Origin of the sequence: Labrys monachus (assembly GCF_030814655.1) — a bacterium.
In the GTDB taxonomy this organism is placed as follows: Bacteria; Pseudomonadota; Alphaproteobacteria; order Rhizobiales; family Labraceae; genus Labrys; species Labrys monacha.
The window spans coordinates 290,029-304,562 of record NZ_JAUSVK010000001.1 but is presented as its reverse complement, the minus strand read 5'-3'; the positions used below and the strand labels follow the sequence as shown (position 1 = coordinate 304,562).

The following is a 14,534-nucleotide window of genomic DNA, read 5'->3' as shown; positions in this document are numbered from 1 at the left end:
CGGTCTCCGCTCAATAGCCGATGCGGCTGAGGAAATCGACGTCGGCGGTCGAAGCGGTGTATTTGCCGACCAGCTTCTTCAACGTGCCGTCGGCCCGGTAATTGCCGAGCAGCAGGTTGGTGGCGACGAGGAGGTCCGGCTCCCGGGTGTTGACGCACAGCCCCTGCGGGAAGATGTGCAGCGCCGGCCCGACCAAAGCGAGATCATCCTTGTTCGGGGCATTGCCGAGGACATCGAGCGCGCTGGAGAGGTTGAGGGCGACGAGGTCGACCTGCCCGTTCTGGAGCGCGATCAGCGATTCCTGCATGCCCGGGAAGTCGGTCGCCGCCGAATCCGGCAGCGCCTTCTTCACGTCCTCGAAATAGTTCTCGCCGCGCACGCCGCCGATCGGCTTGCCCTTCGCATCCGCAAAGGTCTTGATGCCGGTATCCTTGCGGGTCAGGGCCACCGTGGCGTTGATGGCCGTCGGCGCGGTCAACAGGAATTGCGTCGAGCCCAGACGTTCCTTGGTCCAGGACGCTCCGTCGCAGGCGATATCGAAGCGGTTGGCCGCCAGCCCGGGCAGGATGCCGGACCATTCGATCTGCACGAACTTGACCTTGAGGCCGAGATCCTCGCCGATGCGCTGGAAGAGGTCGACATAGCTGCCCGTGAGCTTGCCGGAGGCCGGGTCCACGAAGGTGCGCGGCGGCGACGTTCCGGTGGTGCCGACGGTGAGCGTTCCCGCCTCGACGAGGCTCTTCAGCGGCCAGGGCTTGGGAAAGTCGTCGATCGGCTTGGGCGCCCCCAGCGCGGCACCGAAGGCGGCGTCCTGCGCCTTGGCGGCACCGGAGAGCGACGACGCCAGTGCCAGGCCGAGCGGCAGCACGATCGCCGCCGCGAGCAAAGTCTTCATGTTCATTGTTATGGTTCCCCTCTTTTATCTGGCTTTCAGCCATTCGCGGTCGGAAGCAGCCCGGCCTGCCCGAGATGCCTGCGGTACCAAGCCCATTCGGAGTCGAGGAAATCGGAGAACCCCGATCCCGGCAGGAAGCCGTCCCGCTGTCCGTTTCGGTCGAGATAGCCCTTCCAGGCCTTCGTCTGCGTCACCGCTCGGGCGACCTCGTGCCAGTGGGCCTGCTGCGCGCCGGTGAGCGCGGGAGGCCCCATCAGGCCCCGCCACAGATGGAAAGTCACGGGCACGCCCGCCTCGGCGAGCGTCGGAATTTCGGGGAAGGGTTGCTGGCGCTCGGCCGACAGGACGGCGATCACGCGCAGCGTGCCCGCCTCGACATGCGGGAGGATCTCGGCGGCGACGCCGCAGCCCCAGTCGATCCGTCCCTCGATGAGCGCCGTCCAGACCGCCGGCTCGCTGGCCGTGACGACGAACTCGACATCCGCGCCGGTGCCGTCGGCGATGGCGAGGCCGAGCAGATGGTTGATGCCGCCGAGGAAATAGCCGCCGGTCCGTGTGGTGCGTCGCGGCAGGTCGGCGACAAAGGCCCCCGCATCCGGCCAGGGCGCATCGGCACGGGCCACGAGGAAGAAGTGGTCCGTGACCAGCCGCGCCAGGGGCGTGAGCCGGCGATGCGTGAGGCTCATGCCGCGCAGGAGCGGCGCCTGCAGGAAGACCGGCGTGCAGGTGGAAATCACAGCGCCGTCGCCGGGCCGCTCGATCAGCAGCTCCATGGCGTGGACGCCCGGATCGTCGCCCCGCGGCACCAGCCGGAAGGAGCGCTCGTCCGCGCCGCACTCCGCGAGGCCGGCGAGGAAGGCGTCGGCCATCACCGGCGGCGCGCTCCCGGGCGGACCATGAACGACGAGATCGACGACGCTGGACGACACGGCGATTTTCCCTGCTGGCGGCCCGGAAGAGCGACTTAATATTTCTTGTGATATCTTACGAACAATTTTAAGACAACGGAATTCTGCCGATCTTTTCGGCTGCCCATGATTTCATCGCCGCTCGCGACCGAGGGGCGGGAGATGCAGCGGCTGCCGACGGATCGGGCCGATATCCGCTGTTTCAGCCGGCTGGGGCCTCTGGCATGACCGCCCCGGCTCCTCCTCGAGGGATTTGCAATGCTGCTCGACAACACCGCGCGCGGGGTCTTCGTCATCTCCGCGACCCCCTTCGCCGACACGGGCGAACTCGATCTCGCCAGCCTCGACAGGCTGACCGATTTCTACCTCGCGCAGGGGGCGGCCGGACTGACCATCCTCGGCATGATGGGCGAGGCGCCCAAGCTTTCGCCGCAGGAAAGCAGCCTGGTGCTCGCGACGGTCATGGCGCGCGTGGCCGGCAGGGTTCCCGTCGTCGTCGGGGTGAGCAATCCCGGCCTTTCCGCCCTGGTCGCCCTGTCGCAGGAGGCGATGGCGGCCGGCGCCGCCGGCGTCATGATCGCCCCGCCGCCGGGGCTGAAGACGGAAGAGCAGGTCATCAATTATTACGCGCTCGTCTGCACCGCGCTGGGAGCGGACGTGCCCGTCGTCCTGCAGGATTTTCCGCTGGCGCTCGGCGTCAACTTCTCGGTGCCGACGCTCGAACTCCTCTTCGCGCGATTCCCGCAGATCGTCATGCTCAAGCACGAGGATTGGCCGGGACTGTCGAAGCTGTCGCGCCTGCGGGCCGGCGAGGTGCAGAAAAACACGCGCAGGCTCAGCATCCTCGTCGGCAATGGCGGCCTCTTCCTGCCGCAGGAACTGGCCCGCGGCGCCGACGGCGCCATGACCGGCTATGCCTATCCTGAAATGCTGGTGGAGGTCTGCCGGCTTCATGACGCGGGGGAGCGGGAACGGGCCGAGGATGTCTTCGACGCCCATCTGCCGCTGATCCGCCACGAGACCCAGCCCGGCCTCGGCCTGGCCATCCGCAAGGAGATCCTGCGGCGGCGCGGCGCGATCGCCTCGGCCCATGTGCGCGCGCCCGGCCCCAGGCTGGACGCGATCGACCAGGCCGAGCTCACCGGCCTGATGGCGCGCCTCGACCGGCGGCTGGCCCAGATCGGCTGAACCCGGCCGCACCAGGCGGGCCCCCCGGCCCATCCGGGCCGGATCGGCTATCGTCCGCTTTCCAGGCGATCGCGCAGATTGCTCCAGGGCAGCCAGAAGGCGGGGGCGTAGCCTGCGAGGCGGCGCGCCGGGATCGCGCGCGGCGCCGTGTGGGGCAGCGCGAACTCGCCCGGCAGCCTCTGGCCGGCATAGAGGGCGGCGAGCTCGCGGCCCAGGACCGTCGTCAGGGCGATCCCCCGCCCGTTGCAGCCGATGACCGCGTCGAGGCCCGGCTCCAGCGCGAAGAAGCGCGGCAGCGAATCCGGCGTGGCGGCGATGACGCCGTTCCAGGCGAAGGCGGCACGCAGGGGCACCGCCCGCGGCAGGAACCGCTCCAGCCGGCGGATGAAATAAGCTTCCGCCCTGCGAATGCTCGAGGGTCCGGGAAGGACGAGGCCGCCCGTCATCAGACGTCCGTCGGGCGACCAGCGGACGGCGAAGGTGTGGCGCCTGGTATCGGCTGCCGGAGAGCGCTGCGGAAGGATGATGCGTTGCAGTTCGGGCGGCAGAGGCTGGGTGGCGACCTGGTGCACGCGCACCGGGATGATGCTGTCATGCACCGCCGGCGCGAGCTGGCCGACCAAGGCATTCGTGGTCAGGACGACGCGATCGGCCTCGACCCGTCCTCGTTGCGTATGGGCGATCCACTTGCCGTCCGATCGTTCCAGCTTCTCCACGCGCGAGCGGTGATGGAAAACGACGCCGGCGCGGCGCCCGGCCGCCGCCAGGCCCCGGGCATAGGCGAGCGGATTGATCTGCCCGCCGGTCGGGTCGAAGAGCGCGCCGTGGTAGCCGGACATGCCCGTCCGCCTCGACGTCTCCGCCGCGTCCAGGATCTCCACCACCCGTCCGCGCGATTCCCACTCGGCCCGGCGCTGCTGCAGGGCCACGAAGGCGGCCGCGGTATGGGCAGGCTGCAGCCACCCGGTCTGTTCGGCGCTGCAATCGATGCGATGGCGCCGGATCAGGTCGAAGAGGATGTCGCCCGAACGCCCGACCAGGTCGGTCAGCCTCGCCTCCGCCTCGCTCAGCCGGGTCGTGCCGTCGGTGGAGCCGAGCGTGGGCTTCAGGCTGGGGACCACGAAGCCGGTGTTGCGCCCCGAGGCGCCGAATCCCGGCTCGTCGGCTTCGAGGACGGTCACGCCGATGCCGGCCTCGGCCAAATGCAGCGCCGTCGACAGGCCGAGAAAGCCGGCGCCGATCACCAGGACATCCGCCGTTTCATGCCCCGCGAGCGGAGCGGCCGCGGCGAGCGGGGGCGTCAGGGCCGACCAGAGGGACGCGTCGAAAGTCTCGCCCGCCATGTACGGGCTCAGGCGATGCGGGGCACGAACCGCCCCAGGCCGGCCTCGCCCGTCACCGTCGATCCGTCCCAGACCCGATGGCCGCGGACATAGGTGCTGCTCACACGCGCCGCGAACGTCTCGCCATCATAGGGGCTCCAGTTCAGGCCGTCATGCGTCACGGAAGCGTCGAATGTGAAGGAGCCCGCTTCGAGCACCGCGATGTCGGCGTCGAAGCCGACGGCGAGCGCGCCCTTGCGCGGCCACAGGCCGAACAGCTTCGCCGGCCGTTCGCTGACCTGCTCGCAGAGGATCCGTGCGGGATCGGCGACGCGCGCCGCCAGATCCGTGTAGAAGGACGGCACCAGGGTTTCCAGGCCGGGGATGCCGGCGCCGGCGTCGAAGATGGAGGGGACCAGCTTGTTGTCCACCGGCCAGCTCGAATGGTCGGACGAGACGAGGTCGATCCTGCCTTCGGCGAGCTTGTCCCACAGCGCATCGATCACGCCCCGCCGGATCGGCGGGCTGACCTTCATGCGGGCGCCGAGGCGCCCGATGTCCCGCGCATCGTCGAAATGCAGGTAATGCACGCACATCTCCGCGGTGGCGCGCACGCCCTCCTCCCGATAGCGGGCCACGAGGTCATAGCCGCGCGGATGCGAGATGTGGACGATGTGGACATGGGCCCCGGTGGCTTTGCCGAGTTCGAGGAAGCTCGCCGTCGCCGCCATTTCCGCCGCCAGCGGCCGGCTCGGCTCGTGCCATTCCGGCGTGGTCCTGCCGGCCTTCTTCAGGGCGGCGATCGAAGCCCGGACGATCTCCTGGTCCTCGTTGTGCAGCCCCACCGGCAGGCCGGTGTCGACGGAAGCCTCCAGGATCGCCAGGGTCTCGTCGGCCGGCAGGCGCGGGAACCGCACCGGGTGGCTCTCGATGCTCGATATCTTGAAGGCGCATACGCCCGCCTTGGCGAGCGGCGCCATGGCGCCGGTTCCCTGGCCGGGGGCGACGGTGCCGTAAAGGGCGACGTCGCAATAGGATTTGGCCTCCACCGCCGCGATCTTGCTTTCGAGCCGCTCGATGGTGTTGAGCGGATCCGGATTGTCATAGGGCATGTCGACCATCGTCGTGACGCCCCCGACGATCGCCGACTGGCTGGTGGCCTCGAAGCCGGGCAGCCCCCGGTAGCTCGTGGCATGGGTCTGTCCGTCGACGAAGCCGGGAAAGACGAGGCGGTCGCCGAAATCGTCGGTCGCCAAAGCCGCCGGTGCGGCGCCTTCCCCGATGGCGGCGATGCGGCCGCCGGCGATGGCGATCCAGCCGCCGGGAAGCCGGCGATCCGGCAGCACCAGCGTGCCGCGCACGAGGCGGTCGTAAGGGGCGGACATCATCAGGCCGCCTTCCCGTAGCCGAGGGTCAGGTGGCCGATGGCGCGCATGACGGCGGCCTGGGTGGGGTCAACCACCGGCAGGCCGAGCCGGTCCTCGATCTCCCGCCGATAGCCGCCCATACTGGCGCAGCCCAGGATCAGCACCTCCGCGCCGTCGACGTCGCGTAGCTCGCGGCCGACCTCGACGATGCGGCCGACGACGCGTTCCGCATCGCCCATTTCGGTGACGCCGATTTCGAGAGGCCGGTCCCCGGCGAGCTTGTCGATGAGGCCGAGGCCCCGGATATTACGCATGTGGCGCGGGATCGACCCCCGCTTGATCGCGACGATGCCGAAGCGCGCCCCCAGTCCCGCCGCCATGTGGAAGGCCGATTCGGCGATGCCGAAGACGGGCTTGCGGAGGTTCTCCCGGGCCAGCGCCAGGCCGGGATCGGAAAAGCAGCCGATCACATAGGCGTCGGCCGGCCTGGCCTCGAAATAGCGCACCACCGGCAGCACGACGCTTTCGACATGTTCCTGCGTCTCGATGCCCGGCGGCCCCTCGGCGAGGGTCTCGCACACGATGTCCACGCCGTCCTGCCTGCGGACGATATCCAGGGCGGCGTCCATGGACGCGGTGACGTCGCTGGTGCTGTTGGGATTGAGAACGAGAATGCGCGTCATAGGCCGTGCCCCCAGGGTCATCGATGTGCCGCACCGTCCCGGAAGCGGTGCAGGCCGGCGCCGCAGGCGCCGCTCGTCATGGGTCCGGACAAGGCTGACCGAGCGCAGGACGTTCGTGAAGTTTCTTAGAAATATCACCAGATATTATTTTAACAAGACAATATCGAAGCCCGTCCGCGTTTATGCGCGAACGGGGCCGAGGGCGCCCTCGGCCATCCTGCGACGGGAGCGGTGGTCGGCTCGGCTAAAGGGCGATCTGGCCGATGCGCTTGGAGGAGGTGATCTGCTGCACCAATCCCTCCCGGGTCACTTCATTGTGGCGGATCATGATCGCGCGGGCCGCTTCCGGATCCCGCGACCGGAAGGCGTCGACGATCTGGTGATGGTCGCTCCGCGTCTCGCCGCTGACGTCGCGCAGGCGGGCCCCCAGATAGAAGAACCGCTCCAGCTCGTCGATGGTCTTCACCAATTGCTGGTGAAGGCGCCGGTTGCCGGAAGCCCGGGCGATCTCGGTGTGGAAATCCCTGTTGGCTTCGATGAAGCGCTTGAGGCTCGGCTGCTCGGACAGGTCATAGACGACGTCGGCGAGCGCTTCGAGATTGTCGAGCTCGGCATCCGTGAAGCGCGTGCAGGCCAGTTCCGCCGCCCCGGCCTCCAGGATGGTGCGCAGTTCGAAAAGCTCGTTCATGTCGCCGAAGGTGATCGGCACCACCTGGTAGCCGCGCCGCGGAAAGGTGCGGACGAACCCCTCCGAACGCAGGGTGGCGAGCGCCTCGCGCACCGGCGTCTTGCTGACCTCGAAGCGCAGCGCCAGTTCGGCCTCCGACAATTCCCGGCCGGGCTCCAGCTCGCAGGTCAGGATCTCGGACCGCAGCCATCCATAGACCCGTTCGGTCAGCGACGACGTCTTGCGCTTCTTGGTGGCGGACGGCACCCTCGGCTTCTTTGCAGGCCGGGGCTCGACCGGTTCGGAAATCTTCCTGTTCATGGTTTCCTCACTGGCCACACGCAGCTTGGTTCTTCAAGGGCACCCGGCGCGAATCGCCCAACGGCATATCCGCACCCGCCTTGGCGTTCAATCCGGTACCTATTTCACCATTCCTGTCATTCGCCAACGTGCCAATCCCTTGCTTTATATTCGCTTTCCCACAGTCGCGCCATAGCTTGACCTCCGTGATATTGCTTTTAATATATCACAGACATTGGAGTCGATGCAGGTGCCTCTCCGCATTTCCGAATATCGTGATACCACGGCCACTCGGCCGGATGTCGTCGTCGTCGGCTCGGGCATCGTGGGACTGGCTTCCGCATTCTTCGCCTCCCGGGAGGGATTGAGGGTCCTCGTTCTCGAACGCATGCAGGCACCGGCCTCCCTGACCTCGCGCCGCTCGGGCGAAGGCGTGCGGGCGCAATGGGGACTGCAGCGCAACATCGCCATCTCCCTGGAATCGATCGACTTCTACAAGAACTTCGACGAACTGGTCGGCATCGAGGGCCACGGCTCGGGCTATCGTCCCATCGGTTACCTCTATGCGAGCCGGACCGAAAAGGGCGCGGCCGCGCTGAAGGAGCGCGTCGTTCACCAGGCCGGCATCGGCCTTGCAGGCATAGAATATATCGAGGGAGCAGCGCTGTGCGAATGCGCGCCTCTCCTCGCGCCCGACGCGGTCGGCGCGGCTTTCCGCCGGGAAGACGGCGTCATCGACATCGACCGCGTCATCGCAGGCTATCGCCGGTCGATGGAGGCGGACCTGCTGCTGGACACGGAGGTCCTGTCCATCGCCCCGCAGGCCGGCGGCGTCGCGATCGCGACGAGCCACGGCCCCATCAGTGCCGGCGCCGTCGTCGTGGCCGCCGGCGTCCGGACCGCGGGCCTGCTGTCGGGCTTTGCATCCGCCCCGGCGATGCGCACCGCGAGGGCGTCGATCCTCAGGGTGAAGGCTGACGGCATCCCCCTCGACCATCCCACCACCATCGACGTCGACATCGGCTCCTTCTGGCGTCCCGACATAGGCGGGGCGCGCATGACTGCCTCCTTCAGCGGCACGCAGTTCGTGCCGGACGGGCTGGAGGATCCGGTTCCGGAACCGGGATATCTCGACCATGCCATCGCCACCGTCGCGCCCATGACGCCGCGGTGGCGCGAATGGGCCGCCTCGCTGGGCGACAGCCATCTGCGCACCGGAACATTCGCCGTGACCCGCGACGGCTCGCCCGTCATCGGCCAGCTGCCGGACGCGGCGGGCATCTTCGTCAATGGCGGCTATGGCGGCCATGGCGTGATGATGAGCCCGGCCGGCGCCAGGCGCCTGGCCGGCCTGCTCGCCTCCGGCCGTTCCGATCCGGTCAACCCCTTCTCGGTGGAGCGCTTCGAGGCCGGCCATGCGCCGGACCCCGAGCCGATGACCATCCACCTCACCGACAACGACGAAAGTCCGAGGCCCTGAAATGGCGAAGCGAACGAAGCTCGGCGTCGTGACCACCGGTCACGGCCCGCGCGACGAATATATCCACTACCATCAGGAAATCCTGCGTTCGCTGGGGGCCGACGTCGAGGTCGTCATCCGCCATATCTATGACGGCCTGGCGCTGGAAGACCTGCTGCCGCATCAGGTCGGCAAGGAGACGCCCAATCTGGGGTCCCATGTGCATGTGCCCGGCGCCGTCGGCAACCATATGGGCGACGGCTGGGAGCATCGGTTCTTCGCCCTCGACTTCGCCACCGGCCGCGTCCAGGCCGCCATCGACAGCCTGGAGCGGGATGACGGCGTCGACATGGTGCTGCTCGCCTGCGCCGCCGAATTTCCGGAGGGCTCGATCAGCGCCGGCACGCTGCTGATCCATCCGCGCGAGCTGATGTTCTCGGTCGTCGACAATCTGGCCCGCGGATCCCGCCGCAAGGTCCGCATCGGCGTGCTGGTCGATGCGGAGCACGCCGATCACGACTATGCCGACTGGGCCCGCCGCCCCTTCTTCGAGCGCATCGAGCTCGTGATGGCGCCCGTCGTCACCACGGCGCTGGCCGCCGCCGAGGAACTGGGGCGCCGGCATGTCGAGTTCGCCTTCTTCTTCGGCTACGGCGTCGGCCTCGCCCCCTATGATCCCGTCGACGAGATCCCGCGGCTCCAGGCCGCGATCGGCGCGCCACTCCTGCTGCCGCATCGGGTCACCAGCCTCCATCTGCGCAATCTCATCGGACCGGGGCTCGACGACCACGCTTATCTTCCACAAGGATGGGGACTGACATCGTGACCGAACCGGTTTTCCCGCGCACCCTGCTCTGGCAGGACCTGACGAGCGACGAAATCGCGGCCTGCCGGGATTCCGGCGCCATGGTCGTGGTGCCCGTCGGCGCCATCGAGCAGCACGCCGCCCATCTGCCGGTCGAGACGGATGCCCGCCTCAGCACCTTCGTGACGCGCCTGGCGGCCAGGCGCGTCACCGCGCTGCCCGTGCTGGTGGCCCCGACCCTGCCCTTCGGCTTCTCGCCGCACCATCTCAGCCACGCCGGCACGATCAGCCTGAGGCTGGAGACCTATCTCGCCGTGCTCGGCGACATCGCCGTCTCCATGGTCGATTCGGGCTTCCGCCGCATCGTCTTCGTCAACGGCCACGGCGGCAACAATGCGCCCTTGCGCGCCAAGGTCGGCCAGCTGGTCACCGACGGCTACCCGGTCGCCACCGTCGAATATTGGGTGCCGGGGGAGAGCCAGTGGATCCCGAAGCTCCTGGGGGCGCTGAGACGCGGCGGCCATGCCTGCGAGCAGGAGACCGCACTGATGCTGGCCCTCGCCGACGATGCGGCGGAGGCCGAGCGCATCCGCGCCGCCGCCAGGGGCATGCCGCCGCGGACGATCCAGCCCTGGATCGCGCCGGGCTATCCGGACGACCCGGTCACCGAGGCGGGCGCCGCATGGCCGCCGATCTTCCAGGCCGACGACGGCGGCTATTACGGCGATCCGGCGGTCGCCACGGTCGAGACCGGGCAGGTGCTGCTGGAGATCATCGTCGAGCGCCTGGCCAAGTTCTTCACCGACTTCGCGGCGGCGCCGATGCGCCTCGGCGTCTCGCGGGATCCGGCCCGCCCCTCGATCGCCCAGCCCCTCGTCGGAAACCGGACATGAGCGGCTGCGATGTCCTGGTGACGGGAGCCGGCGCGGTCGGCGGCCACGCCGTCGAATTCCTGGCGCGCCGCCCCGAGATCCGGCGGCTGGCGGTGGCGGACATCAGGGCGGACCTCGCCGGCGGCATCGCCTGGCGCGCCCGCCTCGGCGCGCTCCAGGAAGACCGCAACGTCAGCGTCGAGGCCTTCGGCGTCGACCTCTCGGACCCGGAGGCGACGGCGGCGCTGGTCCGGCGCCTCAGGCCGCGCGTCGTCCTCCATGCCGCGACGCTGCTGACGGTTCCCGAAATGGCGCGCGGATTGAAGCCGGAGGATTTCGCCCGGGTGCGCGCCGACGGCATGGGCGGCTTCCTGGCGGCCCATATCCTGCTCGCCAAGACCGTCCAGGCCGCCCTCGACGGCCTCGAGGCGAAGGTGCCGATGGTCACCGCGCCCTTCCCGGACTTCACCAATCAGGTGCTGGCGCGGATCGGCACGGCGCCGATCACCGGAATCGGCAATGTCGACAACATCGCCTGCGAGATCCAGGCTATCGTCGCCGAGAAGATGGCCGTCTCCAGCCGCGACGTCATGCCGATGATCGTCGCCCATCACAGCGTCGGCGAATGGTTCCAGCGCTCGGGATCGGCCGGCGAGGCGCCCTGGTTCGCCCGCGTTTTCGTGGACGGCAGGGACGTCTCCGGCAATTTCGACCTGGCGGCGCTGATGGCCGAGAGCGCGGCGAGGATCCGTCCGGTGCCGCAGGAGCAGCGGACGGCGGCGTCCGGCGTGAAGGCGGTGCTCGCCGTCCTGCGTGACGAGGGCCGCTATCTGCACTCGGCGGGCCCGCTCGGCCGGGCGGGCGGATGGCCGGCGCGCCTGTGGGCCGACCGGCTGGAACTGGTGGACGTGCCGGGGCTGGATCCGGCGAAGGCGCACGCCATCAACGAAGCCGGCCAGAGGGCCGGCGGCATCGAGGCGGTCGAGGCCGACGGCACCCTGGTCGCAACCGCGAGGTGCCGGGAGATGATGCGGGACCTGTTCGGCGTAGACGTCGCCCGTGTGACGCCCGCCGGTATCGAAGGCACCGCCCGCGCCCTGCGCGCCGCCCTTTCCCGGCGCATTGCCGCCTGACCGCGGCTCGCCGGGAAAGCCGGCGCATTTCAGGCCGGCAGGCGGTAATGTCTCTCCACCGCCTTCTGCACGCCGACGAGGACGCCGTTGAGGGCGAGATAGACCAGCCCGACGACGGTGAGGATCTCGATCGGCCGGTAGGTGTCGGAGATCAGGGCCATGGCCTGGCCCGTCAGTTCATTGACGGCGACGAGGCTCGCAAGCGCGCTGCCCTTGAGGAGAAGGGTCAGGTTGGAGGAGAGCGGCGGCAGCAGGATGCGCATCGCCTGGGGCAGGATCAGCCGCCGAAGCGCCAGTCCGAAGGGGATGCCCAGGGCGCGGCAGGCCTCGTATTGCCCGGCCGGCACCGCCTTGAGGGCGGCACGGATATATTCCATGTTGTAGCCGGCGGCCGAGATCGTCAGGCCGGCGATGGCGGCGGGCAGCGGATCGAGATAGATGCCGAGTTGCGGCAAGCCGTAATAGGCCAGGAACAGCAGCGACAGGGTCGGCATCGCCCGTGTCGACCAGCTGTAGACGGCACCGGCGACGCGCAGCGGCGGCGATCGCGCATCGCGCATCAGCGCCAGCGGAACGGCGAGCAGCACCGACAGGACGATGGTCGTGGCGGCGATGGCGACGGTGTTCAGCGTCGCCGAGACGAACAGGCCGGCATTGTCGGTGACGACGGTCCAATCCATGCCGAAATCCCTCACCCGCGCGTGCCGCTGCCGTAGCGGCCGGCGAAACGTCTCGACACGAAAGCCTCGAAGATCATCAGCACGCTGGCCATGGCCGCATAGATGCCGGCCGCGAACAGGATGACGAGGAAGGGCTGGTCGGAGATGGCGATCGTCTGGCGGGTGACCGCCATGATCTCCGTCACCGCGATCGCCGAGGCGACCGCGAACGCCTTGACGTTGCCGGCGGCGAAGGTGGCCCATGCCGGCAGGACGATGCGGACGACCTGCGGCAGGACGATGCGCCGCATGGTGAGGCTCCAGCCCATGCCGAGGGCGCGCGTCGCTTCGAACAGCCTGCGGTCGATGGAAGCAAGGCCGGCGCGGAAGATCTCGACCTGATAGGCGATGCCGATGAGGGTGAACCCCAGGATGGCCGACCCGACCGCTCCGAGATCGAGGCCGACGGCCGGCAGCGCGAGGTAGCAGGCGAGCAGCACCACCAGTTCCGGCAGGCCGCGGAAGATCCAGCCGAAGAGGGCAAGGGGCGCCGCCACCCATTTCCCGGCAGCCTCGGACAGCACGGCGAGCCCTGCGCCGATCACGGTGGAGAGGACGGTGACGAGCGCGAACATCCAGAGCGTGAGCCAGGCCGCGGCGGCGAAACGGGGAAGCTGGGCGATCAGGACGTCCATGCGCGTCAATCGACGACACGCTGCAGAAAGCTCTGCAATTCGGGCGTTCGGGGCGAAACCAGGATATCCTCCGGCCGGCCCCGCTCGCGCACCACGCCCTGATGCATGAACAGCACCTCATCGGCGACCTGGCGGACGAAGCCCATCTCGTGGCTGACGAGGATCATGGTCATCCCCTCCGCCGCGAGGCCGCGCATGACAGCGAGCACCTCGCCCTTCAGTTCCGGATCGAGCGCCGAGGTCACCTCGTCGAACAGCATGGCCTCCGGCTGCATCGCGAGGGCCCGGGCGATCGCCACGCGCTGCTGTTCGCCGCCGGACATCTGGTGCGGATAGGCCATCGACCGGTGGGACAGCCGCACCTTGTCCAGAAGCTGCCTCGCCTGGGCGGTCGCCTCTTCGCGCGAGCGCTTCAGCACCATCATTGGCGCCTCGATGATGTTTTCCAGGGCCGTCATCTGCGGGAACAGGTTGAAGCTCTGGAAGACCATGCCGACCTTCGTCCGGTAGGCGAGCAGGTCCCGCTCCTTCTGCCGCAGCCAGGCCTCGCCCCTGCGGGTCCAGCCGACGCGCTTGCCCTTCCAGACGATCTCCCCGTCCTCGGGGACGACGAGCATGTTCAGGCAGCGCAGCAGCGTGCTCTTGCCCGATCCCGACGCCCCGATGATCGCCACGACGCTGCCTTCGGCGACGGTGAAGCTGATGCCCTTGAGGATGTCGGTGCCGCCGAGCCGCTTGACGACGCCATGCACCTCGAGAATCGGGGGTGCCGGGCGTCCCCTGTCGGCGGTCATCGGTCAGAACTCCACGTGGATGCGTTCCGGCCAGGCGGGTGCGAGCAGGACTCGCGCCTGGAAGACGTTGAGGACATTGGGCGTAACCACGGGACACCGCAACGCCTTTGATATGCTCTCCAGGAGATCCTCGGGATCATGCGGCGCCAAGCCGTCGCCATAGCCCCAGATCAAGGCGAGGTCGTAGGGAGCGCCGTGCCGGAGCTGGTCGACGGCCTCGCCGCCGGCGATGCCGACGCCGAAGGAGGCCTCCACCTGCGCCATCCAGGGCTGCGAGGTCCAGGTCGCGCGATCCTGTTCGATATGCCACGGCGTCGGCAGCAGGAGAGCCAGGCGAAAATGGCCTTTCGCCTCGGCCTGCCGGCGGACGAGGTCGAACATGAGCTGGTAGGGCAGCAGCAGGGGCACGCCCGTCTTGAAGGAATGCGGCGGATACATTTCCGCGCAGCACATCAGGATGATGTCCATGCCGTCGGCCTCATGGGCGGCGATGGCGGCCTGGGCCCGTTCGATATACCAGGCCTGATCGACGAAGATCTCCTCCCAGCCCCGGCCCATGCGGCGGTCCGCCGGCGTGTCGTCATGGACGTAGCAGCCGATGCCGAGGCCGTCCTTCGGCTCGATCTGATGCGCCCGGATCTCCTCGCGGCCGTGGCCGTCCAGGCAGGCGCGCTCGAACACCTCCGCATCGATGCCCAGGGCGGCCAGCGCATTCCTGTGGAACGACCGATATTCGTGCCGCGGACTCTGGCCCGTGGTGACGATCCCGACTTTCTTCTTCATGAAG

Annotated in this window: 15 protein-coding genes; 5 read left to right on the top strand and 10 right to left on the bottom strand. The window is 68.6% G+C overall.

Annotated elements, in window-relative coordinates:
* Positions 1–10 precede the first annotated feature (10 nt).
* Positions 11–901, bottom strand: coding sequence for a substrate-binding periplasmic protein (locus J3R73_RS01395; RefSeq protein ID WP_307421674.1), 891 nt, complete (start codon positions 899–901; stop codon positions 11–13).
* 29 nt (positions 902–930) lie between these two features.
* A complete protein-coding gene (locus tag J3R73_RS01390) occupies positions 931–1,824 on the bottom strand; it encodes a tripartite tricarboxylate transporter substrate-binding protein (RefSeq protein ID WP_307421672.1) in 894 nt (297 codons plus the stop codon).
* 237 nt (positions 1,825–2,061) lie between these two features.
* Between J3R73_RS01390 and J3R73_RS01385 the strand changes: the two genes are divergently transcribed.
* Positions 2,062–2,991 carry a dihydrodipicolinate synthase family protein gene (locus J3R73_RS01385; protein WP_307421669.1) on the top strand — a complete coding sequence of 310 codons (930 nt, stop codon included), beginning with the start codon at positions 2,062–2,064 and terminating at the stop codon, positions 2,989–2,991.
* 47 nt (positions 2,992–3,038) lie between these two features.
* Here J3R73_RS01385 and J3R73_RS01380 read toward each other — a convergent pair whose 3' ends face one another.
* From J3R73_RS01380 to J3R73_RS01365, 4 genes are all read right to left on the bottom strand, one after another.
* A complete protein-coding gene (locus J3R73_RS01380) occupies positions 3,039–4,334 on the bottom strand; it encodes an NAD(P)/FAD-dependent oxidoreductase (RefSeq protein WP_307421667.1) in 1,296 nt (431 codons plus the stop codon).
* 8 nt (positions 4,335–4,342) lie between these two features.
* Entirely contained in the window at positions 4,343–5,701 is a 1,359-nt protein-coding gene (locus J3R73_RS01375) for a dihydroorotase (protein ID WP_307421664.1), read from the bottom strand.
* Positions 5,701–6,363, bottom strand: coding sequence for an aspartate/glutamate racemase family protein (locus J3R73_RS01370; RefSeq protein ID WP_307421662.1), 663 nt, complete (start codon positions 6,361–6,363; stop codon positions 5,701–5,703). Before J3R73_RS01370 ends, J3R73_RS01375 begins: the two co-directional genes overlap by 1 nt.
* Positions 6,364–6,607: 244 nt before the next feature.
* Positions 6,608–7,351 carry a GntR family transcriptional regulator gene (locus J3R73_RS01365; RefSeq protein ID WP_307421660.1) on the bottom strand — a complete coding sequence of 248 codons (744 nt, stop codon included), beginning with the start codon at positions 7,349–7,351 and terminating at the stop codon, positions 6,608–6,610.
* Positions 7,352–7,574: 223 nt separating this feature from the next.
* On the opposite strand from J3R73_RS01365, the gene J3R73_RS01360 reads away from it, so the two are divergent.
* From J3R73_RS01360 to J3R73_RS01345, 4 genes are read left to right on the top strand one after another with little or no spacing between them, the layout of a single operon-like run.
* Positions 7,575–8,810 carry an NAD(P)/FAD-dependent oxidoreductase gene (locus J3R73_RS01360; RefSeq protein ID WP_307421658.1) on the top strand — a complete coding sequence of 412 codons (1,236 nt, stop codon included), beginning with the start codon at positions 7,575–7,577 and terminating at the stop codon, positions 8,808–8,810.
* 1 nt (position 8,811) lies between these two features.
* Complete coding sequence (locus J3R73_RS01355; protein WP_307421656.1) at positions 8,812–9,615, top strand: AroM family protein; 804 nt, start codon at positions 8,812–8,814, stop codon at positions 9,613–9,615.
* Positions 9,612–10,487: a creatininase family protein gene (locus J3R73_RS01350; RefSeq protein ID WP_307421654.1), complete on the top strand. Its 876-nt coding sequence runs from the start codon at positions 9,612–9,614 to the stop codon at positions 10,485–10,487. The genes J3R73_RS01355 and J3R73_RS01350 overlap by 4 nt, the downstream gene beginning before the upstream one ends.
* Positions 10,484–11,599 (top strand): Rossmann-fold NAD(P)-binding domain-containing protein, encoded by a 1,116-nt coding sequence (locus tag J3R73_RS01345; protein ID WP_307421653.1) that lies wholly within the window; start codon positions 10,484–10,486, stop codon positions 11,597–11,599. The genes J3R73_RS01350 and J3R73_RS01345 overlap by 4 nt, the downstream gene beginning before the upstream one ends.
* A gap of 29 nt (positions 11,600–11,628) precedes the next feature.
* Here the strand turns inward: J3R73_RS01345 and J3R73_RS01340 are convergent, their stop codons facing one another.
* Genes J3R73_RS01340 through J3R73_RS01325 form a run of 4 tightly spaced genes read right to left on the bottom strand, consistent with a single transcriptional unit; the run spans position 11,629 to position 14,530 of the window.
* A complete protein-coding gene (locus J3R73_RS01340) occupies positions 11,629–12,279 on the bottom strand; it encodes an amino acid ABC transporter permease (protein WP_307421652.1) in 651 nt (216 codons plus the stop codon).
* A gap of 11 nt (positions 12,280–12,290) precedes the next feature.
* A complete protein-coding gene (locus J3R73_RS01335; RefSeq protein ID WP_307421651.1) occupies positions 12,291–12,953 on the bottom strand; it encodes an amino acid ABC transporter permease in 663 nt (220 codons plus the stop codon).
* Between the two features lie 5 nt (positions 12,954–12,958).
* A complete protein-coding gene (locus J3R73_RS01330) occupies positions 12,959–13,747 on the bottom strand; it encodes an amino acid ABC transporter ATP-binding protein (protein WP_307421650.1) in 789 nt (262 codons plus the stop codon).
* A gap of 3 nt (positions 13,748–13,750) precedes the next feature.
* Positions 13,751–14,530 (bottom strand): AroM family protein, encoded by a 780-nt coding sequence (locus tag J3R73_RS01325; RefSeq protein WP_307421649.1) that lies wholly within the window; start codon positions 14,528–14,530, stop codon positions 13,751–13,753.
* Positions 14,531–14,534: the final 4 nt, after the last annotated feature.

Bases quoted from the DNA above. Each gene is read 5' to 3' on its own strand.
- J3R73_RS01395 (WP_307421674.1), bottom strand. From the start codon at position 901: ATGAACATGAAGACTTTGCTCGCGGCGGCGATCGTGCTGCCGCTCGGC.
- J3R73_RS01385 (WP_307421669.1), top strand. From the start codon at position 2,062: ATGCTGCTCGACAACACCGCGCGCGGGGTCTTCGTCATCTCCGCGACC.
- J3R73_RS01380 (WP_307421667.1), bottom strand. From the start codon at position 4,334: ATGGCGGGCGAGACTTTCGACGCGTCCCTCTGGTCGGCCCTGACGCCC.
- J3R73_RS01375 (WP_307421664.1), bottom strand. From the start codon at position 5,701: ATGATGTCCGCCCCTTACGACCGCCTCGTGCGCGGCACGCTGGTGCTG.
- J3R73_RS01370 (WP_307421662.1), bottom strand. From the start codon at position 6,363: ATGACGCGCATTCTCGTTCTCAATCCCAACAGCACCAGCGACGTCACC.
- J3R73_RS01365 (WP_307421660.1), bottom strand. From the start codon at position 7,351: ATGAACAGGAAGATTTCCGAACCGGTCGAGCCCCGGCCTGCAAAGAAG.
- J3R73_RS01360 (WP_307421658.1), top strand. From the start codon at position 7,575: ATGCAGGTGCCTCTCCGCATTTCCGAATATCGTGATACCACGGCCACT.
- J3R73_RS01355 (WP_307421656.1), top strand. From the start codon at position 8,812: ATGGCGAAGCGAACGAAGCTCGGCGTCGTGACCACCGGTCACGGCCCG.
- J3R73_RS01345 (WP_307421653.1), top strand. From the start codon at position 10,484: ATGAGCGGCTGCGATGTCCTGGTGACGGGAGCCGGCGCGGTCGGCGGC.
- J3R73_RS01340 (WP_307421652.1), bottom strand. From the start codon at position 12,279: ATGGATTGGACCGTCGTCACCGACAATGCCGGCCTGTTCGTCTCGGCG.
- J3R73_RS01335 (WP_307421651.1), bottom strand. From the start codon at position 12,953: ATGGACGTCCTGATCGCCCAGCTTCCCCGTTTCGCCGCCGCGGCCTGG.
- J3R73_RS01330 (WP_307421650.1), bottom strand. From the start codon at position 13,747: ATGACCGCCGACAGGGGACGCCCGGCACCCCCGATTCTCGAGGTGCAT.
- J3R73_RS01325 (WP_307421649.1), bottom strand. From the start codon at position 14,530: ATGAAGAAGAAAGTCGGGATCGTCACCACGGGCCAGAGTCCGCGGCAC.